24 protein-coding genes are annotated in these 24,932 nt (G+C 70.6%); 16 read left to right on the top strand and 8 right to left on the bottom strand.

What is annotated here, in order from left to right; all coding sequences use genetic code 11:
* Positions 1-9: 9 nt before the first annotated feature.
* Positions 10-915 carry an NAD(P)/FAD-dependent oxidoreductase gene (locus ACI2JZ_RS11255; RefSeq protein WP_404597556.1) on the bottom strand — a complete coding sequence of 302 codons (906 nt, stop codon included), beginning with the start codon at positions 913-915 and terminating at the stop codon, positions 10-12.
* A gap of 265 nt (positions 916-1,180) precedes the next feature.
* On the opposite strand from ACI2JZ_RS11255, the gene ACI2JZ_RS11250 reads away from it, so the two are divergent.
* The 6 genes from ACI2JZ_RS11250 (at position 1,181) to ccsB (ending at position 6,423) form a co-directional block, all read left to right on the top strand.
* Positions 1,181-1,666, top strand: coding sequence for a MarR family transcriptional regulator (locus ACI2JZ_RS11250; RefSeq protein WP_404597555.1), 486 nt, complete (start codon positions 1,181-1,183; stop codon positions 1,664-1,666).
* 66 nt (positions 1,667-1,732) lie between these two features.
* Positions 1,733-2,137 carry a MerR family transcriptional regulator gene (locus ACI2JZ_RS11245; protein ID WP_247623246.1) on the top strand — a complete coding sequence of 135 codons (405 nt, stop codon included), beginning with the start codon at positions 1,733-1,735 and terminating at the stop codon, positions 2,135-2,137.
* 64 nt (positions 2,138-2,201) lie between these two features.
* Positions 2,202-2,852 carry a TlpA family protein disulfide reductase gene (locus tag ACI2JZ_RS11240; protein ID WP_404597554.1) on the top strand — a complete coding sequence of 217 codons (651 nt, stop codon included), beginning with the start codon at positions 2,202-2,204 and terminating at the stop codon, positions 2,850-2,852.
* Complete coding sequence (locus ACI2JZ_RS11235) at positions 2,849-3,619, top strand: cytochrome c biogenesis CcdA family protein (protein WP_404597553.1); 771 nt, start codon at positions 2,849-2,851, stop codon at positions 3,617-3,619. The genes ACI2JZ_RS11240 and ACI2JZ_RS11235 overlap by 4 nt, the downstream gene beginning before the upstream one ends.
* A gap of 43 nt (positions 3,620-3,662) precedes the next feature.
* Positions 3,663-5,441, top strand: coding sequence for a cytochrome c biogenesis protein ResB (locus ACI2JZ_RS11230; RefSeq protein ID WP_404597552.1), 1,779 nt, complete (start codon positions 3,663-3,665; stop codon positions 5,439-5,441).
* A gap of 4 nt (positions 5,442-5,445) precedes the next feature.
* Entirely contained in the window at positions 5,446-6,423 is a 978-nt protein-coding gene (gene ccsB / locus ACI2JZ_RS11225) for a c-type cytochrome biogenesis protein CcsB (RefSeq protein ID WP_247623242.1), read from the top strand.
* A gap of 197 nt (positions 6,424-6,620) precedes the next feature.
* Here ccsB and ACI2JZ_RS11220 read toward each other — a convergent pair whose 3' ends face one another.
* Together ACI2JZ_RS11220 and ACI2JZ_RS11215 are read right to left on the bottom strand one after the other, a co-directional pair.
* The gene (locus tag ACI2JZ_RS11220) at positions 6,621-8,501 is read right to left on the bottom strand and encodes a YhgE/Pip family protein (protein ID WP_404597551.1); all 1,881 of its coding nucleotides are present in this window, start codon (positions 8,499-8,501) and stop codon (positions 6,621-6,623) included.
* Positions 8,498-11,269, bottom strand: a complete 2,772-nt coding sequence (locus tag ACI2JZ_RS11215) for an efflux RND transporter permease subunit (protein WP_404597550.1) — start codon at positions 11,267-11,269, stop codon at positions 8,498-8,500. Before ACI2JZ_RS11215 ends, ACI2JZ_RS11220 begins: the two co-directional genes overlap by 4 nt.
* Before the next feature lie 140 nt (positions 11,270-11,409).
* Here ACI2JZ_RS11215 and ACI2JZ_RS11210 point away from each other — a divergent pair, with 140 nt between their 5' ends.
* Positions 11,410-12,030, top strand: a complete 621-nt coding sequence (locus ACI2JZ_RS11210) for a TetR/AcrR family transcriptional regulator (RefSeq protein WP_247623239.1) — start codon at positions 11,410-11,412, stop codon at positions 12,028-12,030.
* Positions 12,031-12,036: 6 nt separating this feature from the next.
* Here ACI2JZ_RS11210 and ACI2JZ_RS11205 read toward each other — a convergent pair whose 3' ends face one another.
* Complete coding sequence (locus tag ACI2JZ_RS11205) at positions 12,037-13,014, bottom strand: o-succinylbenzoate synthase (RefSeq protein WP_404597549.1); 978 nt, start codon at positions 13,012-13,014, stop codon at positions 12,037-12,039.
* 116 nt (positions 13,015-13,130) lie between these two features.
* Here ACI2JZ_RS11205 and ACI2JZ_RS11200 point away from each other — a divergent pair, with 116 nt between their 5' ends.
* The 9 genes from ACI2JZ_RS11200 to ACI2JZ_RS11160 all read left to right on the top strand — a co-directional run bounded on the left by ACI2JZ_RS11200 (position 13,131) and on the right by ACI2JZ_RS11160 (position 21,536).
* On the top strand, positions 13,131-14,042 hold the full coding sequence (locus ACI2JZ_RS11200) for a 1,4-dihydroxy-2-naphthoyl-CoA synthase (protein ID WP_404597548.1): 912 nt from the start codon (positions 13,131-13,133) through the stop codon (positions 14,040-14,042).
* A gap of 9 nt (positions 14,043-14,051) precedes the next feature.
* Positions 14,052-15,194, top strand: coding sequence for an AMP-binding protein (locus tag ACI2JZ_RS11195; RefSeq protein WP_404597547.1), 1,143 nt, complete (start codon positions 14,052-14,054; stop codon positions 15,192-15,194).
* A gap of 33 nt (positions 15,195-15,227) precedes the next feature.
* Positions 15,228-16,019 carry a class I SAM-dependent methyltransferase gene (locus ACI2JZ_RS11190; RefSeq protein WP_404597546.1) on the top strand — a complete coding sequence of 264 codons (792 nt, stop codon included), beginning with the start codon at positions 15,228-15,230 and terminating at the stop codon, positions 16,017-16,019.
* A 69-nt stretch (positions 16,020-16,088) separates the two neighbouring features.
* Positions 16,089-17,285, top strand: coding sequence for a histidine kinase (locus ACI2JZ_RS11185; RefSeq protein WP_336640879.1), 1,197 nt, complete (start codon positions 16,089-16,091; stop codon positions 17,283-17,285).
* Positions 17,282-17,917, top strand: coding sequence for a response regulator (locus ACI2JZ_RS11180; RefSeq protein WP_404597545.1), 636 nt, complete (start codon positions 17,282-17,284; stop codon positions 17,915-17,917). The genes ACI2JZ_RS11185 and ACI2JZ_RS11180 overlap by 4 nt, the downstream gene beginning before the upstream one ends.
* Before the next feature lie 129 nt (positions 17,918-18,046).
* Positions 18,047-18,808, top strand: coding sequence for an ABC transporter ATP-binding protein (locus ACI2JZ_RS11175; RefSeq protein ID WP_404597544.1), 762 nt, complete (start codon positions 18,047-18,049; stop codon positions 18,806-18,808).
* On the top strand, positions 18,805-20,283 hold the full coding sequence (locus tag ACI2JZ_RS11170) for an FtsX-like permease family protein (RefSeq protein WP_404597543.1): 1,479 nt from the start codon (positions 18,805-18,807) through the stop codon (positions 20,281-20,283). Before ACI2JZ_RS11175 ends, ACI2JZ_RS11170 begins: the two co-directional genes overlap by 4 nt.
* A 101-nt stretch (positions 20,284-20,384) precedes the next feature.
* Entirely contained in the window at positions 20,385-21,011 is a 627-nt protein-coding gene (locus ACI2JZ_RS11165) for a 2-phosphosulfolactate phosphatase (RefSeq protein WP_247623230.1), read from the top strand.
* 63 nt (positions 21,012-21,074) lie between these two features.
* Entirely contained in the window at positions 21,075-21,536 is a 462-nt protein-coding gene (locus ACI2JZ_RS11160) for a DUF3054 domain-containing protein (protein ID WP_404597542.1), read from the top strand.
* Positions 21,537-21,547: 11 nt separating this feature from the next.
* Here ACI2JZ_RS11160 and ACI2JZ_RS11155 read toward each other — a convergent pair whose 3' ends face one another.
* The 4 genes from ACI2JZ_RS11155 to ACI2JZ_RS11140 all read right to left on the bottom strand — a co-directional run bounded on the left by ACI2JZ_RS11155 (position 21,548) and on the right by ACI2JZ_RS11140 (position 24,863).
* Positions 21,548-22,036: a SprT-like domain-containing protein gene (locus ACI2JZ_RS11155; RefSeq protein ID WP_247623228.1), complete on the bottom strand. Its 489-nt coding sequence runs from the start codon at positions 22,034-22,036 to the stop codon at positions 21,548-21,550.
* Positions 22,037-22,090: 54 nt separating this feature from the next.
* Positions 22,091-22,618 carry a hypothetical protein gene (locus tag ACI2JZ_RS11150; protein ID WP_247623227.1) on the bottom strand — a complete coding sequence of 176 codons (528 nt, stop codon included), beginning with the start codon at positions 22,616-22,618 and terminating at the stop codon, positions 22,091-22,093.
* 92 nt (positions 22,619-22,710) lie between these two features.
* Positions 22,711-23,571, bottom strand: a complete 861-nt coding sequence (locus ACI2JZ_RS11145; RefSeq protein WP_404597541.1) for a spermidine synthase — start codon at positions 23,569-23,571, stop codon at positions 22,711-22,713.
* A gap of 32 nt (positions 23,572-23,603) precedes the next feature.
* On the bottom strand, positions 23,604-24,863 hold the full coding sequence (locus ACI2JZ_RS11140; protein ID WP_404597540.1) for an LCP family protein: 1,260 nt from the start codon (positions 24,861-24,863) through the stop codon (positions 23,604-23,606).
* Between the last annotated feature and the right edge of the window lie 69 nt (positions 24,864-24,932).

The following is a 24,932-nucleotide window of genomic DNA, read 5'->3' as shown; positions in this document are numbered from 1 at the left end:
CCCTGGGAGCTACGCGCCCTCGGCCATCAGCGACTGGATGTGACCGACGGCGGCGAGCTGACCCGCCGCGACCGCCAGCGCGACCGCAGCCATCGCGCCGGGCAGCGAGGCGCGGTGTGCGATGTCGCCCGCCGCCGACACCCCAGCGACGGAGGTGCGGCCGAAGTCGTCGATCTCGATCGCGCCGGACGGGAGCATCGCGAGTCCGAGCTGCTCGGCGAACGGGGCGCGCTGGCGCGAGACCACCGAGGCGACGAAGATGCCGGCGACAGATGCTTCGCCCTCCGCCGTGGTCAACGTCACCGTCTCTCCCTCCCGCGCGATCGACAGAGGTGACGAGGGGGCGACGACGGCGCCGAGCGCCTCGAGGGTCGCGCGATCCTCCTCCGCGAAGGAACCCTCGGTGGGGAAGACCGTGATCGACGACACGATCCGGCCGAGCAGCCCGATCAGATGGGCGGCGCGGGCGGCCTCTCCGATCACGGCGATCGGCTTGCCCGCATGCTCGTGCCCGTCGCAGAACGGGCAACTGAACGCCCCGACGCCCCACAGCTCCTGCAGCCCGGAGATCGCGGGCAGTTCGTCGGCCATGCCGGTCGCGAGCACGATGCGCCGCGCCGCGACCGTGCCGCCGTCGGCGAGTTCGAGCGTGAACGCCCCCTGTTCTCCGTCGATCCGCTCGACGCGGACATCGCGCACCTCGACGTCGGCGTACTCCGCGAGCTGGGCGCGGGCGGTCGCCCGGAAGTCGGCGGGCGGGGTGCCGTCGTTCGCGGCGACGTTGTGCATGTGCAGCACCGTGCCGTTGCGGTACTCGCCCGAGTCGAGCAGCAGCGCCGAGCGGTGCATCCGTCCCAGCGTCAGCGCCGCCTGCAGGCCCGCGGGGCCTGCGCCGATCACGATCACGTCGTACATGAGGGGTCCTTCCGACCGGGTGGATCTTGCGTTCGCGATCAGTCTGTGACTTCATGTCGGGATGAAGTCAAGCGACGGGGCGCGAGGTTGACATCACTAGTTCGGCTAGTAATCTAGTTTTGCGAGCATTGTCCGGATGGTCGCACCACACGGAGGGAGCGGGACATGATCGAACGGGAAGAGATCGCTGCGAACGAGGATGGCGCGGGCGCCGAGGGGGAGCGCTTCGGGAAGTGGTTGTCCCTGATCAATCAGGAGGACTGAGGTGAGCACCGCGGAGGCTCCCGCCACCATCTGGAACGCGATCGATCAGTCGTACGCGCTCGACGTCGCCCGCGCCGTGGAGCGCGTGCGCGTCGCAGAGGACCAGCTGGCGCGTCGACGTCAGGCGTCGTGTGGACCGAGTCCGCTGCTTCGCGAGATCACCCGGCTCATCGCCGAGGCCGACCATCGCAACCAGGCGATCACTCCCGGTGACCTCGCGTCCGAGTTGCAGGTGACGACCGCCGCGATCTCGAAGGCGCTCGAGAAGCTCGAGACCGCGCGGGTCATCACCACGCAGCGGAATCCCGCGGACAGTCGCTCGAAGCTTCTCGTTCCCCTGCGGCGGATCGATCCCTCGGAGGGGCTCGACGCCACGGCGGTCGCCGTCCACCGGATCGCGACGGACCTGAGCGCCGAGCAGTCGGCGGTGGTGAGCGACTTCCTCGAGAAGGTCGCCGACCTCATCACGAGGGAGTGCCGGGACTGACGGCGTCGCTTCGGCGGTCGAGCGGCGGACCTTGCGTCCACGCTCCGTTTGTGACTTCATGTTGGGATGAAGTCACATGCCGAGCATCCGTGGTCCGTCGGCGATGTCGCCGCCCGCGTCGATCTGCCCACCAACGTGCTGCGCCACTGGGAGTCGGTCGGACTGCTGACCCCCGCTCGCGACGACGCCGGCCGCCGTCGGTACGGCGAAGACGACGTCGTGCGTATCGCCGTGATCCAGCGCAGCAAGGCCGCGGGCATGACGCTCGATCAGATCGCGGTGCTGCTCGACGACAGCAGTTGGGGGCGCCATCAGGTGCTGCAGTCGCACATCGACGACATCGACCGCCGCATGGAGGAGATGCGTCGCTCGCGCGAGATGACCGAGCACGCGCTGCGCTGCCGCTCGCACGACATCGCCACCTGTCCGCGTTTCCGGGCCGGCGTCGACGACGTGCTGTCGCGGTTCTGAGGGGCTCCGGTGACGGCGCCCGCGTCCGGCCTAACCATAGGAACCTCGGCGTAAACTCGTAACCGTGCCACTCGCCTCGAGGATTCACCCGATCCGCAGCGGCCGCCCCTCCCGCACTCGCCGTTCCCGGCGTGCGGTCGGAGTCGCGCTCGCCGCGGTGCTTGCCGTCGGCCTGACCGCCTGTGCTCCGGATGCCGTGAGCGAGTCGTTCCTGAGCGGTGAGAACACCGGCTACGTCGCCGCCGATGGCGCGATCCAGGAGATCCCCGTCGCCGAGCGCGGCGAGCCGATCGACTTCTCGGGCGTCACCGAAGACGGCGAGGCCTTCGACAGCGCCGACATCGCGGGCCAGGTCACGGTCGTGAACTTCTGGTACGCCGGCTGCGCGCCGTGCCGCGTCGAGGCCGGCGATCTCGAGTCGGTGTGGCAGGAGTACGAAGACCAGGGTGTGTCGTTCATCGGCATCAACACCCGCGATCAGGCCGACACGGCCAAGGCCTTCTCGACCGAGTTCGAGATCACCTACCCGAGCCTGATCGACGTCGACACCGCGCAGGCCAAGCTCGCCTTCGCGGCCGAGACGCCCATCCAGGCCACCCCCACCACTCTCGTGCTCGACAAGCAGGGCCGCGTCGCCGCCCGCATCATCGGGCCCATCGACGGGACCTCGATCCTGTCCACGCTCGTCAAGGACGCGCTCGCGGAGAGCGCGTGAATCCCCAGGACATCATCGGTTCGGGAGCGCTCTGGCTGGCGATCCCGGTCGCTCTGCTCGCCGGGCTCATCTCGTTCCTGTCTCCCTGCGTGCTGCCGCTCGTGCCGGGGTACCTCGGCTTCCTCGGCGGATCCGTGGCTCCCCGCCCGGTGAACGGCGCGACCGCGTCGACGGATGCCTCGGCCCCGGGTCGCGGTCGCCTCGTCATCGGCGTGCTTCTCTTCATCGCCGGCTTCAGTGCCGTCTTCGTCGCGATCACCTCTCTCGGTGGTGTCGCGAGTGTCTTCCTGATCCAGTGGGGCGAGCTCATCACGCGCATCCTCGGCGTCGTGATCATCCTCATGGGGCTCGTCTTCCTCGGGCTGTTCGGCTTCGCGCAGCGTGAGCTGCGCTTCCACGTCGACGGCAAGTACGGCGTCATCGGGGCGCCGCTGCTCGGCATCGCCCTCGGGATCGGCTGGGCGCCCTGCCTCGGCCCCACCCTGACGGCGATCTTCGCCCTCTCCTTCAACGCCGGCGACCCGGTGCGCGCGGGGGCCCTCGGTCTCGCCTATTCCCTCGGCCTCGGCATCCCGTTCCTGCTCGTGGCCCTCGGCTTCGGTTGGGCGACCACGGCCATCGGATTCCTGCGCCGCCACATCCGCGTCGTCAACATCATCGGCGGCGTGCTGCTGATCGCCCTCGGCGTGCTGATGGTGACGGGGCTGTGGACCGACATCATGTCCCGATTGACGGCGGTGATGAGCAGTGTCATCCTCCCGCTCTGATCACGAGGCGACCGAGAAGAAAACCCGGAAGAACGAGAGTGCCGTGAGCAGCAAGACGCCCAGGTCCAGCGATCCGCTGCGGCCGTCCGACCACGTCGACGGCGACGACTCGATCACGCAGCCGCGCCTCGGTTTCGTCGGGTGGCTGCGCTGGGGCTGGCGCCAGCTGACCTCGATGCGCACCGCGCTGATCCTGCTGCTCGTGCTCGCGGTCGCCGCGATCCCCGGATCGATCTTCCCGCAGCGCATGGCCGACCCGAACGGTGTCACGCAGTGGCAGCGCGACAACCCCGATCTCTTCCCGATCCTCGACGGCCTCAAGCTCTTCGACGTCTATCTGTCGCCGTGGTTCTCGGCGATCTACCTGCTGCTGTTCACTTCGCTCGTCGGCTGCGTGATCCCGCGCATCCGGCACCACTGGAAGGCGCTCCAGGCCCGCCCGCCCCGCACGCCCGCGCGGCTGCAGCGGCTCGACGACTTCCGGGCCGTCACCCGCGATCTCTCCGCGACCGCGGGGAACGGCGAGAAGACGGATGCCGAGGCCGAGGCATCCGCATCGATCGCCGTCGCGACCAAGCAGCTCAAGGCACTCGGGTATCGGGTCGAGCGCTACGACCGTGGGCGCACCTTCTCGGTGTCGGCCGAGCGCGGCTACTGGCGCGAGACCGGCAACCTGCTCTTCCACCTCGCGCTCGTCGGCGTGCTGGTCACGGTCGCCATCGGCGGCGGCTTCGCGTATACCGGTCAGCGGGTGCTGGTCGAGGGCGAGACGTTCGCGAACACGCTCGTCGACTACGACTCGATGAACCGCGGACGGTTCGTCGCCGACGACGCCCTCGCGCCCTACTCGATGCGCCTCGACACCTTCGATGTCTCGTACACCCCGTTCGGCGAGGCGGGTTCCGGCCAGGCCGGCGACTTCTCGGCCAACGTCACGGTCAAGGAGAACGGGGAGGAGCGCACCGGCTCCATCAAGGTCAACGAGCCGCTGCCCGTCGCCGACGACGACATCTTCCTGCTCGGCAACGGTTACGCCCCCACGATCACGGTGCGCAACGCCGACGGCGACGTGGTGTTCACGAACAGCGTGCCGTTCCTGCCGCAGGACACCAACATGACCTCGCTCGGCGTGATCAAGGTCACCGACGGACTCCCCGAGCAGCTCGGCCTGCTGGGCTTCTTCTACCCGACGACCGCCGTGCTCGACACGGGCGCGTTCTTCTCGGCCTACCCCGCGCTCACCAACCCGACCCTCACGCTCGACGTGTACTCGGGCGACCTCGGCATCAACGACGGCACCCCGCGGTCGGTCTACGTGCTCGACACCACCGACCTCACCCAGCTCACCGGTCGCGCGGTCGATAAGGACTCGATCGAGCTCGCTCCGGGCGAGACCGCCGACCTGCCGAACGGCATGGGAACGGTCACCTTCGAGGACGAGTCGCCCGAGGGTGCGACCGACGCCACCCAGTCGGTCAAGCGCTTCGCCTCGCTGCAGATCCACCGCGACGAGTCCGGCGTCTGGGTGCTCGGCTTCGCGGTGCTCGCGCTCGGCGGACTCATGCTCGCGCTGTTCGTGCCCCGCCGCCGCATGTGGGTCAAGGCCACGGTCGAGGGTGACTCCGTCTCGCTCGAGTACGCAGGCCTCGCCCGCGGCGAGGACCCGACGATCGCGGTGGCGCTCGACGACATCGTCGCCGGCCACGGCCGCCTGCTCGATGCAGCCGGGGGTACGGTCGCCCGCGAACCCGCCGCCGACGACCTCACCGAAGATCTCGCGGATGCCGACCCGACGGCATCCGACTCCCCGAAAGTAGACTGACACCATGTTCGACCTCGAAGTGATCTCGCCGGTCCTGCTCTGGACCGCGATCGCGATCTACGCCGCGGCTTTCATCGCCTTCGCATTCGACCTCGCGCGCCGCTCGCAGATCTCCGCCGACGCGCAGACCGTGCGCGAGGCCGAGCTGGTCGGCGCCGGCGCGCGCGGGGGAGCGACGCTCACCGCCACCGGAAAGCCCATCGAGCCGAAGCCCCAGCGCTTCGTCATGGCGCGCATCGGCACCTCGCTCACCGTTCTCGCGTTCATCTTCCACCTCGGTGCGACCCTCACCCGTGGCTTCGCGGCCGGTCGCGTGCCGTGGGCGAACCTCTACGAGTTCGCGATGATCGGCACGCTGCTCATCATCGCCGTCTACCTGATCGTGCTGGTCAAGGTCGACCTGCGCTTCCTCGGCACGTTCATCACCGGCCTCGTGGTGGTGCTGCTGGGCCTGTCGTCGACGAACTTCTACGTCGAGGTCACACCGCTCATGGACCCGCTCAAGAGCGTGTGGCTCGTGATCCACGTCTTCGTCGCCTCGCTGGGCACGGCGTTCTTCGCCCTCGCCTTCGCGCTCTCGGTCATCCAGCTCATGCAGTCGCGGCGCGAGCGCCTCGTCTCGGAGGGCGCGGCCAAGACCGGCCCCGGGTTCCTGCGCACGTTCCCCTCGGCCGAGCGACTCGAGAGCATGGCGTACCGCTTCACGATCATCGGGTTCATCCTCTGGACCTTCACCCTCATCGCAGGTTCCATCTGGGCCTACTACGCGTGGAGCCGCTTCTGGGGCTTCGACGTCAAGGAGACCTGGACCTTCGTGATCTGGGTGCTCTACGCCGGCTACATCCACGCCCGCGCGACCCGCGGCTGGCGGGGAAACCCCTCGGCCTGGCTCGCGATCGTCGGCTTCACGGCCGTGCTGTTCAACTTCACGATCGTGAACGTGTTCTTCAAGGGACTGCACGCCTACTCCGGCATCAGCTGAGGCATCCGCCCCCTTATTGACGACGCCCCGTCTCCTTCCGGAGGCGGGGCGTCGTGCGTGTGGGTTCGAAAACGGAGATCGGATGCCGGCGACAGGGCGTGTCGTTCGCACGACTCGCCGCCGCGCGGCCCGGACGTCTCCGTTTCCCGAGGCGGGGTGGGGTGGGGGGAACGAACGAACAGGGCGGATGCCGCGGCTCAGGTCGCGAGCACCGCCGTGGCCGAGGTCGTGCGGCGCAGGGCCACCGCGAGGGTGGTCGCGATGAGGGCGAGCACACCCCACACGACGAGGCCGGCGACGGCGGAACCGCTCCCGGCGATCAGTCCCGCGAATGCGGGTGAGGTCGGAAGCGCGGCGCCGAGGCCCGCGAGCCAGTCCGGCACGGTCGAGATCAACCCGGTCGCGACGGCCAGCACGCCGATCAGGGCGCTGACCCAGCGTCCGACTCCGCCGAAGATCGCGACGAGCGCCTGGTTCACCGCGGCGAAGACGACACCCGCGAGCACGGCGGTGCCCGCGAAGGTCCACCAGGCGGCCGCATCGTACGAGGCGACGAACTGCACGATGATCGACACCAGCAGTCCCTGCCCGGCACCGATCAGCGCGGCGGGCCAGAAGGCGCGCAGTGTGAGCGTCGGCGACGAGCGGCGCGACGTCAGTGTGCGGGCGGTGTGCGCGCGCATCACGATGAATGACGCCAGGCCCCCGAACCACAGCACCACCGCGGCGAGCAGCGGGATGGCGGTGGGGCCGAAGATCGTGTCCATCGACGAGGTCGACTCGACCGGGTCCGCGATCACCGAGGCGATCGACGTCGACTCGGAGTCGCTGAACGAGGGGAGCGAATCGGATGCCGTGCGCAGACCGCCGGCGAGGTCGCCCGCGCCGGTCGCGAGGGTGTCGAGGCCCGTCGCGAGTTCGGTGGCGCCGGTCGCGAGTTCGGTTGCGCCGCTCGAGAGCTGGCCCGCGCCGGTCGCCAGCGCGCGGGCTCCCGCGGCGGACTGGTCGACTCCCTCGGTCGCGAGCTGGTCGAGCCCGGCCGAGATCTGGCTGGCGCCGGTGCCTGCCTCACGCAACTGCGCCGCGATCGTGGCCGGTGCCTGCGTTGCAACGCCCTGGATGCCGGCGGACGTCCCCGCAGCCCCCTCGGCGAGGTCGACGAGTCCCTTGCAGTACTCCTCGCCGAACACCTCGGGGACGCAGCTTTCGGCGTATCCCTTGATGCCCGTGGCCACCTTCGAGGCGCCGTCGGTCAACTCGGCAGGCACGATCCCCTGCGCTTCGAGATCGGCCGCCCCACCGGTCAGCCCCGCCCCGAGCTCGCCCGCGGCGCCGGCGAGCTGCCGCGTGTTCGTGGCGATCGTGTCGAGACCGGTCGCCAGCGACGTGGCGCCGGTACCGAGGTCGCCCGCGCCGGTCGCGAGCTGGGTGGCGCCGTCGGGGATCGCGGCCGCGCCGGTCGCGGCATCCCGTGCGCCGTTCGCGAGGTCGAGTGCTCCGGAGGCGGCCTCGCCGATCTGATCGCCGATCGTCGTGAAGCCGACCAGGATGTTCTCGGTCGTGGCCTCCGACAGCGTGGTGCCGAGCGTGGACGCCGCGACGTTCGCGATCTGCCCCGTGATGAGGTCGTCGGCGACGAGGCCGTCGTCGGGCGTGGTGACCTCGATCGTCGCCTTCTCGGGCGTGCCCTCGCCCTCGGAGATCGTGCGCCCGGCCGAGGTGGCCGCCGACGAGAAGTCCTCGGGGATGGTGATGACCGCCTGGTAGTCGCCGTTCGCGAGACCTTCGGCGGCGTCGTCCTCGTTGGAGATCACCCAGGTGAGGTTCGAGTCGAGGTCGTCCGACCCCTCCACGAGTCCGGACGCGAGCTGACGCCCGAGGGGCGTGACCTGTCCATCGATCTCGACCGGCTCGTCGAGGTTCACGATCGCGGCGGTCATCGAGTCCAGGCGCTCGGTCGGATTCTGGAGAGCGGTGACGAGGATGCCGCCGATCGCCGCCGGCAGCAGCAGGATGCCGAGGATCGTCAGCCACGTGATGGGCTTGCGGGAGCGTGCGCGTTCGATGGGGAGGGTCATGCGGTCACCTCGGTGGTTGCGGTCGCCCGTCGCGGGGCGCGGGTGTCGAGAAGGTTCGCGTCGGGCCAGCCGGCCTCCGCGAGGATCGTGCGGGCGGTCGCCGCATCGGACGCCGTGGCGAAGACGGCCAGGGAACGCGTGGCCGCGGCATCCCGCAGCATCGCCGTCACCTGGTCGCGTCGGCCTCCGGACAGTCGGTCGATGCCGTCGACGACCACGACCTCCGAGCGCCCGCGCAAGGCCTCGGCGAGGTCGTCGAGTGCGGCATCCGCGTCGTCGACGATCACGCAGCCGACGTGCGCCCGCACCCAGGCGGCCCGGCCGGGGAGCAGGTGCCCGGCGACGCGGAGTCGCCCCTCGTCGGCGGACACGCGACCGGCGACGGCCAGAGCAAGGGTCCGCCGCTCACGGGCGTCGCCACCGGTCGCGATCAGCGCTTCGCCCGGAGCGACCCGGAACGACAAGGCTTCCACGACCGGTGCGTCGGTGCTGACCGTGAGCTCGTCGGCCGCGACGACCGAGCCGTCGCCCGGCCACTCGGCCAGATGGCGTTCGCGCTCGACGGCTTCACCCTCGATGTCGACGCGGGGGAGGATGCGCTCGAGCCAGGCCGGAATCTGCCAGGCGTGTTCGCCGAGGATCGCCATGAGGGCGGGGATGAGCGTCATGCGCACGAGGAATGCGTCGATCGCGATGCCGGCGGCGAGGCCCAGCGCGATCGGCTTGAGAGACGAGTCGCCCTCGGGCACGAACGCGACGAACACCGCGAACATGATGAGTCCGGCGGCGGTGACGACCTTCGCCGATCCCGTGAAGCCGCTGCGGACGGCGCGCTGAGCGGCGGCCCGGCGTTCGGCGCGCGAGGCGGAGCGCGAGGCGCGATCGTGCACGAAGTCCTCGCGCATGCGCGAGACGAGGAAGACCTGGTAGTCCATCGCGAGGCCGAAGAGCACGCCCATGAGCACGATCGGCATGAAGCTGATGATCGGGCCGACCTTCGCCACGTGCAGCAGATCGGCGAACCAGCCCCACTCGAACACCGCGCCGACCACGCCGAAGGCGGCGACGATCGAGAGCAGGTAGCCGAGGGCCGCCGTCACGGGTACCCACAGCGAGCGGAACACGATGGTGAGGAGCACGAGCGACAGCCCGATCACGAAGATCCCGAAGGGCAGCAGAGCGCCTCCGAGCTGGTCGGAGATGTCGATCCCGACCGCCGTGAACCCGGTGACCTTGAGGTCGATGCCGAACTCGTCGAGCCACTCGTCGTGGTGCGAGCGAAGTTCGCGCACGAGGTCGGCGGTGGCGGGGTCGTCGGGCGCGGTCTCGGGGATGATCTGCACGATGCCGGTGTCGGCCGTCTCGTTCGGGGTCGAGAGCGCGACGTCCTTCACCCCGTCGATCTTCGCGACCGCGTCGCCGAGGTCGTCCATCAGCCCGACCGGATCGGTGGAGGTGACGATCGTGCCGGTGAGGATGAGTGGGCCGTTGAAGCCGGGACCGAACTCCTCGCCCACGATGTCGTAGCTCTGGCGGGCCTCGGAGTCCTTCGGCAGCACGCCGGCGTTGGGGAGGGCGAGGTCGAGGCTGAGGGCGGGCACCGCGACGACGCCGAGACCGAGCACGACGGCGATCGACACGAGCACCGGATGCTTCGTCACACCGCCGACCCAGCGCTCGCTGAACGCCCGGCGGGGGGCGCGCGCGGATCCGTCCTTCTTCGTCGCGGCGCGCTCCCGTCGGGGGCGGCCGACGATGCGGCCCTTCATGAAGCCGAGCACGGCGGGAGTGAGGGTGACCGCGATGGCCACGGCGATCGCGACGGCGACGGAGGCGGCGATGCCCATCGTCGTCAGGAACGGGATGCCGGCGAAGCCGAGCCCGATCAGGGCGATGAGCACGGTGATCCCGGCGAAGACGACGGCCGAGCCGGCGGTGCCGACGGCGCGGGATGCCGATTCCTCGGGGTCGACGCCGGCGCGCACCTGATCCTGATGCCGGGCCATGATGAACAGCGCGTAGTCGATGCCGACGGCCAGGCCCAGCATGAGGGCGAGGAGCGGGGTGGTCGACGAGACGGTGGCGAAGGCGGTGGCGGCGAAGATGCCCGCCATCGATATCCCGACGCCGAGGATGGCGGTGAGCAGGGGGAGACCGGCGACCACGAACGAGCGGAACGTGACGATGAGCACGAGGAGCGCGATGATGAGGCCGACCGCTTCGGTCGGCGTGATGCCCGGGATCTCGGTCGCGAAGAGATCGCCGCCGAGTGCGGTCTGCGAGCCGTCCGGCAACGCCGAGCGGAGATCGTCGACCGCGGCGCTCAGCTCGTCCTTGGTCGCCTCCGAGACGTCGGTCGACTGACCGTCGAACTGCAGGCGCACGATCGCGGCGGTGTCGTCGTCGTTGATCATGCCGTCGACCATCTCGTCGTAGGGCGATGTGACGGCGAGCACGTCGTCGATGCCGCCGAGTTCGTCGACGGCGTCCTCGATGTGCGCGCGATAGTCGTCGTCGGTGACCTGATCGCCGTCGGCGGCGACGACGACGAACTGCGCGTTCGTGCCGCTCACCTGCGGGAACGAACGGGAGAGCTGCTCGAGGCCGGCCTGCGATTCGGTGCCGGGGATCGAGAACGTGTTGTCCGTGCCGGAGCCGAGCACGAGTGCCCCGGTGCCCGCGAGGCCGAGCACGAGCAGCCATGAGCCGAGCACGCGCCAGGGGTGCCGGAACGACCAGCGACCGAGTGAGGACAGGAGAGTGGACACGCGGGTTCCTCCGGAGGATGGGGGATGAGGTGGATACACAGGTGTATCCAATACATAGATGTATCGTAAGGTCGCCCGCATTCGGAAATCTGTGTGCGGGGTGTGAGAATCGTCACGATCGCGAACACCAGGAGGTTTCGATGTCGATACCGGCAACCCGGAGTCGTGAGAACACGCGCGCCCGCCTGCTCGAGGCGGCCGAGCAGCTCTTCGCGGAGGTCGGCCTCGACGGCGCCTCGGTGGAGGCGGTCTGCGAGCGCGCCGGCTTCACGCGCGGGGCGTTCTACTCGAACTTCGAATCGAAGGACGAGCTCTTCCTGATGCTCGCCGGACGTGTCGCCGAGACCCGTGTGAACGCGGTGCGCGAGCGCGTGACCGAGATCACCGCCGAGGGCGGCCTGGTGCCCGGCTGCGATCCGACCGACCTGCTGCAGAAGGTGATGGACTCCGGCAGCGACGACCGCATGGGCGTGATGCTCATGAGCGAGATCCGCATCCGCGCGCTCCGCGACGCCCAGTTCGGAGCGGCGTACCTGGCGCAGGAACGCGAGATGGTCGGCAGCATCGCGCAGATCGTCACGGACATCGTCGACGCCGGGGAGCTGCGGCTGCGAGTGCCGGCCGAGGTCGCCGGCCGCATCCTCATGATCGTCTGGGAGGGCATGACCGTGCGAGGCGCGATGGCCGGGCACGACGACGCCCAGCTGCGCAGCGCAGGCAGCGAGGAACTCGGCCGACTGGTGGATCTGCTCCTGGTCTGAGCCGCCTCAGCCCGCGTCGAGCACGCGGTAGCTGCGTTCGAGGCGCGCGAGCCACCAGTCGCGGCGGTCGTCGTCGGCGGCGAGGCGGTCGAGCGCGGCACCGTCCGGGGTGACGCGGTCGGCGGGGATCACCCCGTCGCGGGGGCGCCGATCGGCGACGTCGTCGAGGAAGAGCGATGCCGTGCCGAGGCCGCAGTCGTAGTCGAGGTGGGGGAGGGCGGCGGCGAGGGCGGCGCCCTGCGAGAGCCCGACGGCGGTGTCGAGGGCGCTCGACACGACCGCCGGAAGCCCGGTCGCGGCGATGAGCTGGAGGGCGTGGGTCACTCCGCCGAGCGGCTGCGCCTTCACGACGATGAGGTCGGCTGCTCCGGCGCGAGCCACGGCCAGCGGGTCGGACGACTTGCGGATGCTCTCGTCGGCGGCGACCGGGATGCCCAGGTACTTCACGCGGGTGCGCAGCTCGGCGAGTTCCTCGACCGTCGCGCACGGCTGCTCGACGTACTCGAGATCGAACTCGTTGAGCGCGTGCACGGCGTGCTCGGCCTCGTCGACGTTCCAGAGGCCGTTCGCATCGACGCGGATGCGGCCCTCCGGTCCCATCGCCTCGCGCACGGCGCGCACGCGGGCGATGTCGTCGGCGAGCGTCTGCCCGGGCTCGGCGACCTTGACCTTGGCGGTCCGGCATCCGGAGAACCGCGCGAGCACGTCGGGCACGCGCGCGGCCTCGACCGCGGGGATCGTGGCGTTGACGCGGATGCCGTCGCGCAGGGCTGCGGGCTGCGGGCGCCAGGCGAAGTCGATCGCCGCGGCGAGCCAGGTGGCGGCCTCGGCATCCGCGTACTCGATGAAGGGCGAGAACTCGGCCCATCCCTCGGGGCCTTCGAAGAGGAGAGCCTCCCGGGTGTCGACGCCGCGGAATCGCGTGTGCATCGGCAGGGCGACCACGCGTGCGGTGGAGAGGATCTCGCTGAGTTCGGGCGTCATGGGTCTCATTCTCATCTCCCGCCGCCGTTCCCGTCGCACTTTCCGTCGGTCCGGCCGGATCTTTCCGACGGAAAGTGCGACGGGGGAGCAGCCGCGAGCGGGAATAGGGTGGAGAGGTGACCAGCGCATTCGTCTCCGACCTGTTCGACCCCGCCGAGTGGCAGCTCGCGCCCGGCGCCGAGGACTACACCGACATCACGGCCCACGTCTCGAACGACGGAGGCATCGCGCGCATCGCCTTCCACCGGCCGGAGGTGCGCAACGCCTTCCGCCCCCACACGGTCGACGAGCTCTACCGTGCGCTCGACATCGCCCGTCAGGACCCGCGCATCGGCGCGGTGCTGCTCACGGGCAACGGCCCCAGCGCGAAGGACGGTGGATGGGCGTTCTGCTCGGGCGGCGACCAGCGCATCCGGGGGCGCGACGGGTACAAGTACTCCGACTCCGAGACCACCGTGCACGACTCGGCACGCGGAGGCCGCCTGCACATCCTCGAGGTGCAGCGTCTGATCCGCTTCATGCCGAAGGTCGTCATCGCGGTCGTGCCCGGATGGGCGGCGGGAGGCGGGCATTCGCTCCACGTGGTCTGCGACCTCACGATCGCCAGCGCCGAGCACGGACGCTTCAAGCAGACGGATGCCGACGTCGGCAGCTTCGACGCCGGATACGGTTCCGCGTACATGGCCCGCCAGACCGGGCAGAAGATCGCCCGCGAGGTGTTCTTCCTCGCCGAGGAGTACTCGGCGCAGCGCGCCTATGAGATGGGCGCGGTCAATCGCGTGGTGCCGCACGCCGAGCTCGAGCGCGAGGCGCTCGCGATGGCCCGCACCGTGCTGACCAAGTCGCCGACCGCCATCCGCATGCTCAAGTTCGCGTTCAACGCCGTCGACGACGGACTCGTCGGGCAGCAGGTCTTCGCGGGCGAGGCGACGCGTCTCGCCTACGGCACCGACGAGGCCGTCGAGGGGCGCGATTCGTTCCTCGAGAAGCGCGACCCCGACTGGTCGTCGTTCCCCTGGCACTACTGAGGCACCGTCATGACCGCGCTGATCCCGATCGAGGCCGATGATCCGCAGCCGCTGAGTGTCGCGCTGCGGCGGGCGCTCGACGGGGGTCCGGCGCTCGGCTTCGGGATGCTCGCCGACGTGCCCGATCGGGTTCCGGTGGGCACGGCCGTCGTGATCGCGACCTCCGGGTCGAGCGGCATCCCCAAGCGCGTGGCGCTGAGCGCCGAGGCTCTGCGCACGAGCGCCGAGGCGACCGCCGACCGCATCGGATCGGGGCGCTGGCTGCTCGCCCTCCCGACGGGGTACGTCGCGGGTCTCCAGGTGCTCGTGCGTTCGATCCTCGCGGGCACCGAACCGGTGGCGCTGTCGGGCAGGTTCTCGCCCGAGGCGTTCGCGCACGCCACGCTGTCGATGCTGCGTCACGGCGACGAGGCGCTGTACACCTCGCTCGTACCGGCGCAGGTTTCGACGCTGCTCGACGCGGCCGACGACGTCGCCGTGCGCGCCGCGCTGCAGGCCTACCGCGCGATCCTCGTCGGCGGGCAGTCCCTGCCCGAGCCGCTGCGGGAGAGGGCGTCCGATCTGGGCGTGCGCCTCGTGCGCACCTACGGCTCGACCGAGACCAGCGGCGGATGCGTCTACGACGGGGTTCCCCTCGACACCGTCTCGGTGCGCACCGTCGACGGAGAGCTGCGCATCGCGGGGCCCATGCTCGCCGACGGCTACCTCGGCGACGACGAGCTGACCTCGCGGGTGTTCGTGCGCGACGAGCACGGCATCCGCTGGTATCGCACGGGCGACCTCGGTCTGGTCGAGAACGGGGTCGTGCGGGTGCACGGTCGCGCCGACAACGTCATCGTGTCGGGCGGCATCAACATCTCCCTCGATCGCGTCGAGCGGATCGTGCGGCAGGTGCCGGGTCTCCATCAGGCCGTGGTGGTCGGCATCGACGACGAGCGGTGGGGCGAGGCATCCGTCATCGTCGCCGCCCGCGGCGAGGTGCTGCGCCGCAGCGAATCCGACCAGCTCGTGCACGCGCGCGACGCCGTCGCCGAGGCGCTCGGCAAGCACGCGCGTCCGGCGCGCCTGATCCTCGTCGACGAGATCGCGACGCTTTCCTCCGGAAAGCCCGACCGCGAGGCGATCCGCCGCATCGCCGCCGAGCTGCGCTGACGGGCGCCATCGCGGCCCGTGCCAGACTGGGGCATGGCCACGTACACGCACGGACATCACGAGACCGTTCTCCGTTCGCACAGCTCCCGCACGATCGCGAACTCCGCGGAGTATCTCCGCCCGCACCTGGATCCGGCCGCCCGCCTCCTCGATGTCGGCGCGGGTCCGGGCAGCATCACGGCCGAGTTCGCGACCGTCGTCGCGCACGTGACGGCGACGGAGATCGACGCGAACGCCCTCGCGCTCTCCCGGAACCTCGTCGCGGACCGCGGCCTCCCGAACGTCGACTTCTCGATCGAAGACGTGCACGCGCTCTCGTTCGCCGACGACAGCTTCGACGTCGTGCACACGCACCAGGTGCTGCAGCACGTCGGCGATCCGGTGCAGGCCCTGCGTGAGATGCGACGGGTCACGGTGCCCGGCGGCATCGTCGCGGCGCGCGACGCCGACTACGCCGGGTTCATCTGGTTCCCGCTGCTGCCCGAGCTCGACGAGTGGCTGCGCCTGTATCGCGCGGCCGCCCGGGCGAACGCGGGAGAGCCCGACGCCGGGCGACGCCTGCTCTCGTGGGCGCGCGCCGCCGGCTTCGACGACGTCAGGGCGACGGCATCCACCTGGTGCTACGCGACCCCCGAGGAGCGCGCGTGGTGGGGCGGCATGTGGGCCGACCGCATCCTCGAATCGGCGCTCGCGCGCCAGCTCGTCGACAGCGGCCTCGCGGGCCCCTCCGAGCTGCAGGCGATCAGCGACGCCTGGAAGCGATGGGCGGATGCCGGAGACGGCTGGTACCTCGTTCCGCACGGCGAGATCATCGCCCGGGCCTGACGGCCGGTCGCACTCGGGATACATCCCCAGACGGACGCGGGGCGCCCTCCGCTCGCGTAGCGTGAGAGCGTGTTCCGTCCCGTCTCCCGCACCTGGCTCGCCCTCGACATCGTCGGCGCGGTCATCGGTTTCGGTCTCACGGTCGGCATCCCCCTCGTGCCGGGCTCGGGCGGCCTCAGCGTCTGGATCGTCGACGGCGGGTGGTCGGTCACGGCCTACCTCGTCGTCGGAGCGATCGTCTGGGGCGCCGCCGCGATCGCCCGCCTGGCCCCGGCTCTGGCCCTCTGCGTCGCGTGGTTCGGTGCGCTCCTCCAGATGGCTGCGGGGCTGCCACCCGTACCCTTCGACTTCGGCGTGCTGGTCGTGCTGTTCGCGACGGCGGCCTGGGGCAGCCGACGACTGCTGTGGCTCGGCGGCGCCTCGGCGCTCGGCGGCGGGATCGTCGGCGGCGCGTACTTCGGGCTGGCGTGGTCGGGCGAACTGATCACCGACGCCGCGAGCGTGATGCGCGCCGCGCTCACCTCCGTGCTGCTCGGCTCGTTGTTCGTGCTGGCGATGGTGATGGCATGGGGAGCGGGACTGCTCTGGCGGGTCATCCTCGCCGGTCGCGCCACGCAGGTGGCGCGCGCGCAGGCCGAGACCGTGGCCGCCGAGGAGCAGGAGCGCGTGCGCATCGCCCGCGACATGCACGACGTGGTCGCGCACTCGCTCGCCGTCGTGATCGCGCAGGCCGATGGAGCCCGCTACGCCGCCGCAGCGAAGCCCGAGATGGCGACCGAGGCGCTGGGCACGATCGCGCAGACCGCCCGCGGTGCGCTGTCGGACGTGCGGATGCTCCTCACCCAGCTGCGTCACCGCCAGGGCGACGGACCGCAGCCCACGCTCGCCGACCTGGAGACGCTCTTCGCGCAGGTGCGGCACGCCGGCATCGAACCGCGGATCACGGTCGACCCCGTGCCCCCGGGTGAGCCGCCCGCGGCCATCCAGCTCGCGGTCTACCGCATCCTGCAGGAGGCCCTCACGAACGCGATCCGCCACGGCGACGGAGCGGTCGACGTGCACCTGGCGTGGCTGCCCGACCGGGTCGAGATCCGGGTGGCGAACACCGTCGCGCCGGGGCCTGCTCCCGTGCAGCTGGGGCAGAGCGGGCACGGCCTGATCGGCATGCGCGAGCGCGCCCAGCTGGTCGGCGGTAGTCTGCATGCCGAGCGCCGGGGAGCGCAGTTCCACGTCTACGGCATGCTGCCGATCGGAGTCACGTCATGATCAGAGTCGTCCTCGTCGACGACCAGTCCCTCTTCCGTGCCGGTGTGCGGATGCTGATCGCCTCTCAGCCCGACCTCGAGGTCGTGGGCGAGGCCGGCGACGGGCGCGAGGCGCTCGACGTCGTACAGCAGACCCGACCCGACGTCGTGCTCATGGACATCCGGATGCCGGTCATGGACGGCCTCACCGCGACCGCCGAGATCCTCCGGCGCCCCGACGCGCCGCGCATCGTGATGCTGACGACCTTCGACCTCGACGAGGCCGCGGCCCGGGCCATTCGTCAGGGGGCGAGCGGATTCCTGTTGAAGGACGCCGACCCCGAGTTCCTGCTCGCCGCCGTGCGCACCGTGCACGCGGGGTCGAGTGTGATCGCGGCATCCGCCACCCGTGAGCTGTTCGCGCACTTCGCGGATGCGCCGACCCCGGTTCCTCCGCAGTTCGCCGACCTCACCGATCGTGAGCGGGAGATCTTCGCGCTCGCCGCACGCGGTCTGTCGAACGGTGAGATCGCGACGCGCGAGTTCCTCAGCGAGGCGACCGTCAAGACGCACATCAGCCGCATCCTCTCCAAACTCAGCCTGCGCGACCGCGTGCAGCTCGTCGTGTTCGCGTTCGAGCACGGCCTCGCCTGAGATCCGCCTCGCCCGAGCACGCCCCCCCGGCATCCTCCCTGCGGCATCGTCGGGATCATCCTCCAGGCGGAGGCGGATGCATCCGCCGGGCGACGACCGCGACGGCACCTGCTCCGTAGCGTCGGAGACATGGAGATCACGACCACCGACCTGGGCCTCGCCGCCCGCGTCCAGAACCTGAAGAAGACCTACGGCTCCGGCGAGGGAGTCGTGCGGGCGCTCGACGACGTCAGCGTCGGCATCCGCCGCGGTCAGTTCACCGCGATCATGGGCCCGTCGGGCTCGGGCAAGTCGACGCTCATGCACATCATGGCCGGCCTCGACACGCCGACCGAGGGGCGCGCGTTCATCGGCGACACCGAGATCACGGGTCTCGGCGACCTCGACCTCACCATCCTGCGCCGCCGACGCGTGGGGTTCATCTTCCAGGCGTTCAACCTGGTTCCCACACTCGATGCCCTCGGCAACATCCTGCTGCCGTTCGAGCTCGACGGGCGCCGGCCGAGCGCGCTGGAGCGTGCGCGCATCGACGGACTCATCGAGACGCTGGGTCTGGGCTCGCGCCTGCGCCACCGTCCGCACCAGCTCTCGGGCGGACAGCAGCAGCGCGTGGCCATCGCCCGTGCCCTGGCCACCGCGCCGGACCTCGTCTTCGCCGACGAACCCACCGGAAACCTCGACTCGAAGACCGGACGCGAGGTTCTCCAGCTGCTGCAGGCCGCCAGCCGTGAGCACGGCCAGTCGATCGCGATGGTCACCCACGACGCCATCGCGGCCAGCCACGCCGACCGCGTGCTCTACCTCGGTGACGGTCGCATCGTCGCCGACCACCCGCGCCAGACCGCCGAGGAGATCTCGGCCTACATGCTCGCCGCCGAGGTGTCGGCATGACCGCCGTCGGCACGGCTTCGGTGGTCGGCACCGTCGTGCCCGAGACGGCCGCCACGGCTCCGCGTCTCGCGTGGTTGCGCGACAGAGGCATGGGCGCCAGCATCCTGGTCGCGGCGCTGTCGGCGGCGTTCGGGGTGATCCTCGTCGAGGTGACGGCGTTCATCGGTGCGGTGCTGCAGGCCGACCCGTTCATCGGCGACAGCGACACGCTCGCGATCGTCGTCGCCATCCTCTCGGTGCTGCTCACGGGGGTCGCGATGTACGTCGCCGCGATCGTCACCGCCAACACGTTCTCGACGATCATCGCCGGGCGCACCCGTCAGATCGCGCTCATGCGCCTGGTCGGTGCGACTGCGCGCTCGCAGCGTGCGGAGGTCGGGCGACAGGGCCTCGTGGTCGGCGTGATCGGCGCGCTCACCGGCGTGATCGTCGGTGTTGCGCTCGCTGCCCTCGGGGTGCAGATCGGGCGGATGCTGATCGCCAACGTGCCGGCGGACTTCACCCTCGCGCAGCCGTTCCTCGTGCTGCCCGCCGTGGGCGTCGCGCTCACGACCTGGGTCGCGGCATGGGTCGGCTCGCGACGCGTGCTCACGGTGACGCCCCTGCAGGCGATCGGCGGATCTGTCGAGCGCGCCCACGATGAGGTGTCGGGCAGGGCCGGGCGTCATGTCGGCGCTTGGGTGCTGCTCATCGCCGGTGCCGCCCTGCTCGCGGGTGGGGTGCTGGTCGGACTCGTGACGCCGCTCGGGGTCGTCGTCGCGTTCGTGGGGGGCCTGCTCTCGTTCACCGGTCTCGCGCTCGGCTCGGTGCTGTTCATGCCGCCGGTGCTGCGCCTCGTCGGGCGGATGTTCGGGTCCAGCGCCACCGCGCGCCTCGCCGCCGAGAACGCGCTGCGGTATCCCGAGCGATCGTCGCGCATGGCGATCGGCGTGGTGATGGGCGTCACCCTCGTGACGATGTTCGCGGTCGCGCTGGAGTCGGCGAAGCGGTTGATGATGAACCAGACCTCCGAGGAGGTGCCGCCGGAGTTCTTCGCGCCGTTCGACGCCTTCGCCTCGATCATGATGGTGCTCGTCGCCGTCTCGGCCGTGATCGCCGCCGTCGGCCTCGTGAACCTGCTCACGATCGGTGTCGTGCAGCGGCGCCGTGAGCTCGGGCTGCTGCGATCGATCGGGCTGTCGAACGCGCAGGTGCGCCGGATGGTGCTGCTCGAGGCGACGCACATCACGGTGGCCGCGACGCTCACGGGCCTGGTGCTCGGAGTCGCCTACGGGTGGATCGCCGCCCAGTCGTTGCTCGGCTCGGTGCCGGTGCTGCCGGACTTCACGCCCGCCGGGCTCGTCGCTCCGCAGGTGCCGTGGCTGCCGGTGGTCATCATCGTCGTCGCGACGGCGGTGCTGACGCTCGTGGCCGCCGCGACGCCGACCCGGCTCGCGACGCGGGTCGCGCCGGTCGAGGCGCTGGCAGCCGACTGACGGCGGGCTGGAGGGCCCCGCTGAGGGGTCAAGACACGCCGCGGCCGCGGCCGCGCGGGCGGCGTATCTTGACCCCTCACGGTGCGGAATAGGCTGGACGGATGCCGTCGCCGTTCGATCAGTCCACCTATCAGGTCCGCCTCGACTGGGGGCTCGCCGGCCTCGCACGACTCGCCGAGGCCGACGTGGTCGTGATCGTCGACGTACTGCACTTCTCGTCGAGACTGGCGGATGCCGTCGCCGACGGTGCCGCGATCGATCTGGCCGAGGCGGCGGTGTGGTCGACGGACTCCGTCGCACCGGCGCTTGCGGTGACCGCCGCCGCCGGAGGAGCGACGGTGCTGGTCGGAGGCATCCGCAATGCCACCGCCGTCGCACGCACCGTGCAGGCCATCCAGGAGGAGCGTCAGGCGCGCACCTCGGTCGCCCTCATCGCCGCGGGGGAGCGCGACGGCTCGAACGACGTGCGCTTCGCGGTCGAGGACCACCTCGCCGCCGGAGCGATCATCGCGGCGCTCACCGACCTCGGCATCGATCACACGGCGCCCGATGCGGCGGTCGCGGCGGAGGGCTTCCGTGCTCTGCGCCGTGCGCTCGGGCACCTGGTCTCGGCGAGCGGCTCGGCGCGCGACACCGCCGATGCCGACGCGGTCGCCGCGGCATCCCGTCTCGACGCCGTCTCGGCGGTGCCCGTGCTCCGCGACCGGGCGTTCACGGCCTTCGCCTGAGACAGCCGGCGGCACGCCCGGGGGCAGCACCGTGTGCGCGGGGCACGAGCGTAGGGTCGGGGCATGAGGTTCCTCCCCGCAGTCATCGTCGACGCCGTGCTGGTTCTGATCTTCGCCGTGATCGGCCGCGCCTCTCACGACGAGAGCCCCGCTGGATTCCTGCTCACCGCCTGGCCGTTCCTGGTCGCGCTGCTCGTCGGTCACGCGCTCGCCGCATTGCTGCCCGGTCGCCCGCGTCGGCCGTGGTCGGTGCTGTGGGGCGTGGTCGTCTGGGTCGTGACCGTCGCCGGCGGCATGCTGCTGCGCGTGGCCACGGGGGACACCGCTCAGCTCGCATTCATCATCGTCGCGACGCTGACCCTCGGCGTGCTGCTGGTGGGGTGGCGCGCGGTCACGGCTCTCCTGCGACGCGGGCGCGCCTCGCGGGCAGCGGCCGACGGTCAGCAGGGCGCGACCCTCTCGCACGACGACCCGGAAGAAACGGCCTCCTCGGAGAACGCGAGCGACGGCCCGCGCACGCTCTAGAGCCCAGCGCCCTAGCGCGGCGACTGCGCGGCGAGCTTCACGTCGGCCGTGATCTCGCGCCGCGTCCAGGTGAAGAGGTATCGCTGATCGAAGGTGCGCGAGCACTGGGCGCACGAGGTGGCGCGGGTCGGGCGGCGATGCCGGAAAGTCTCGTGCCCGGCGGGGCAGCGGCCGATCCAGGGCGCGAGCTCGACGGCGGTCTCGCCGTGGTGCGTGGTGCCGCCGACGTAACCGAGGTCGCGTGCCACGCGCTTCCAGGCCGGACCGTGCGCGGCGGCGTGCCCGGCGAGGGCATGGGCGACCTCGTGCAACAGCACCTGATGGATCTCGTCGTCGTCGAACCGTGCCGCGAGATAGCGCGACACGGTGATGCGCTTCTTCGTGTAGTCGCACTGCCCGGCGCGACGCTTGGCATGGTCGAAGCCGAACGACCAGGAGTCGTCGAGGTACATCGTCATGAGCGCCTCACCCCAGATGCGCACACGGTCAAGATCCGCCATGCGCTCAGGCTAAGCCATACCGCCGACACCGGGGTGAACGGCCGGTGCGCACGGTCAGCCGGCGACGAGCTGCGACGGGCGACGGCGCTCGGCCGCGTCGATCGCCAGCAGCGTGACCTCGAGCTCGCGATCTGCCGCGCCGGCCTCGCGGCGCAGGAACAGCGACTGCTTGAAGCTGTCGCGCGCGGTGTCGAAATCTCCGGCGTCGAAGGCGTTCTTGCCGCGGTGCTGGTGGGCGAATGCGGCGATCGTGATCCAGCCCTGGCCTTCGGCCTCCTCCGCGCACGCGGCGAGCTCCTGCTCGGCGGCGGCGTGCGCGCCACGGAACTGCTGCACGGTCGCACGCAGCACACGGGCGCGCAGCACGTCCTTGCGCGTGCCCGCCATCCGGGCCTGTCGCACGGTCGTCTCCGCGAGGGCGAGCGCCTCGTCGAGGCGTCCCAGCACCTTCAGCAACCACACGCGCTCCAGCAGAGCGGGAAGGCTGCGCTGATCCTCGATCTCTTCGAGCCGTACCGCGCACTCGTCGATATCGACCAGCTCGCGGAGGTTCTCCCGGTCGTATCCCCGGATGAAACTCATTGCTCTCCTTCCGCAGCGTCCCCGTCCAGTCTGCATGCCGTTGACCCGGTCGTCGGGTCGGCACGCCCGCGTGCCCGCATCCCGGATGCGGATCAGCGCAGGAAGAGCGAGGCGTCGGGTCGCGGAGAGGCCACGGCATCCGCATCGGTGACGATGTGCGCGCCCTGCACGAACGTCTTCACCTCGGCGCCCTGCGCGATCTTCGCCGGATGCGGGCCCGCGGCGAGCAGGCGGGGGAGCCACTCGGTGGGCAGGGGAGAGGCGGATGCCGCGACCACGAGGTTGCCGAAGCGGCGTCCCTTGAGCACCTGCGTGTCGGCGAGCACCGCGACCTCGGGGAGCACCGCGGCGACGGTCGCGACCTGTCGGCGGGCGAAGGCGAGTCCAGGGCCGTCGGCGACGTTGATGAGCAGCACCCCTCCCGGGGAGAGCAGCTGCGAGACCTCGCGGTAGAACTCGACGCTGGTGAGGTGCGCCGGGGTCTGCGCGCCGGAGTAGACGTCGGAGACGACGAGATCGCACGCGCCGGTGAGGGCGGCGGGGAGTTTCTGCACGCCCTCGCGCGCATCCCCGATGCGGATACGGATCGACGCCCCCTTCGGGAGCGGGAGATGCTCGCGCACGAGCGCCGCGAGGGGCGCCTCCCACTCGATCACCTGCTGCCGCGATCCCGGACGGGTCGCATCGATGTAGCGCGGCACGGTCAGGGCGCCGGCGCCGAGATGCACGGCGGTGAGCGGTCCCGCGGGCAGCTGATCGATCACGGCGCCCATGCGCACGATGTACTCGAAGTGAAGGTGCGTCGGGTCGTCGAGATCGACGTGCGACTGCGGGGTGCCGTCGACGATGAGCTCGAATCCGCTCGTGAACTCCGAGGGGGCGATGGTGGCGACGCCGCCGTGATCGAGCTTCGCCTGCGGATGCTCGGTGTCGCGTGCGCGCATCCGTCCCATGCCTGCGAGCCTACGCGCTCGTGCCGCGCCGATCAGCGCTGGCGGCCGTTGGTGCAGGTCTCTTGTTCGGCGGTCTGGCCCGAGATGCTCGGGTCGAGCGTGGCGCGGGGCGCCGGGGTCTCGGTCGTCGGTGCGTCGGTGGAGGGGGCGGTCCCGGGGTCGGTCGCCGTGCCCGGGTCGACGACCTCGACGCCGCCGTTGTTGGTCGCGTCGCCCGTGAGCTGCACCGGCTGACCGGCGGCGAGCGCGGACCACAGGGTCTCGGCGGCCTCGTAGTTCGGGACGACGCGGTCGCTGTCGTCCGGGTCCTCGAAGACCGGATACTGCGCGAAGACGAAGTCGCTGAACGGCACGTCCTTGATCGACAGGGCGAGCTGCGCGATGCGCACCGGGTTGCCGAGCTCGGTGCTCGGTTTGATGTTGTCGACGGCCGTGTTCGCGAGCCCGAGCACCTTACTCGGGTCGCTGAGCACCTCATCGCTGAGGATCTTCTTCACCAGTCGCGACATGTACTGCTGCTGGTTCGAGACGCGCGCCATGTCGCTGCCGTCACCGACCCCGTAGCGCGTGCGGATGAACTGCAGCGCTTCGTAACCCGAGACGGTCCGGGGTCCGGGCGCCCAATAGTCGATGCCCGCCTTCTCGTCGCGGATGCCGTCTCCGCCGATGCAGACCTCCACGCCGCCGATCGCGTCGGTGATGGCCATGACGCCATCGAAATCGATCTTCGCGGCGAACGGGATATCGACGCCGCTGAGGTCGGTGATGGTCTTGGCGACGCAGGAGAGCCCGGCGTTCTGGTAGATCGAGTTGATCTGCGTCTTGCTGGTCGCCGAGGCGATCGATCCGTCCTCGCGCGTGCACTCGGGCGTCTCGATCATGAGGTCGCGCGGCAGGGAGACGACGGTGACGTTGCGGGGTTCGGCCGAGACGTGCACGAGGAGGTTGACGTCGTTGAGGATGCCGCCGTCGGCTTCCGAACAGCGCTCGCCGAGGAGCCCGCCTGACACCTCGCCGCACTCGTCGGTGCCGATGAGCAGCACGCTGAACTCGCCCGGGAAGGCGCTGATCGACGGAGGTTCCACCTCCGGCGCGTCCTCGAGCGCCACCGCGTCGGCATTGAAGCGGTTGATGTAGTCGACGACGACGAAGGCGCCGACGGCGATGGCCGAGACCAGGACGACGCCGAGGGTGATCCCGGCGATCTTGAGGAAGCCCTTCATCGGTCCCGGGGTGGGGAGGGGAGCGTGGCGGGCGACGGTGGATCGGTCCTTGTGGCGGGCGCGAGGCATCCCGAGAGCATAGCCAGGGCCCCGGGAGGATGCCTGTGAAGGCCCCACGGAAACGATTGTCACAAGCAT

It is taken from the genome of Microbacterium sp. NPDC087868 (genome assembly GCF_044900755.1).
Taxonomy (GTDB): Bacteria; Actinomycetota; Actinomycetes; order Actinomycetales; family Microbacteriaceae; genus Microbacterium; species Microbacterium galbinum.
The sequence above is the reverse complement of the archived record's forward strand: the minus strand, read 5'-3'. Positions and strand labels throughout refer to the sequence as shown.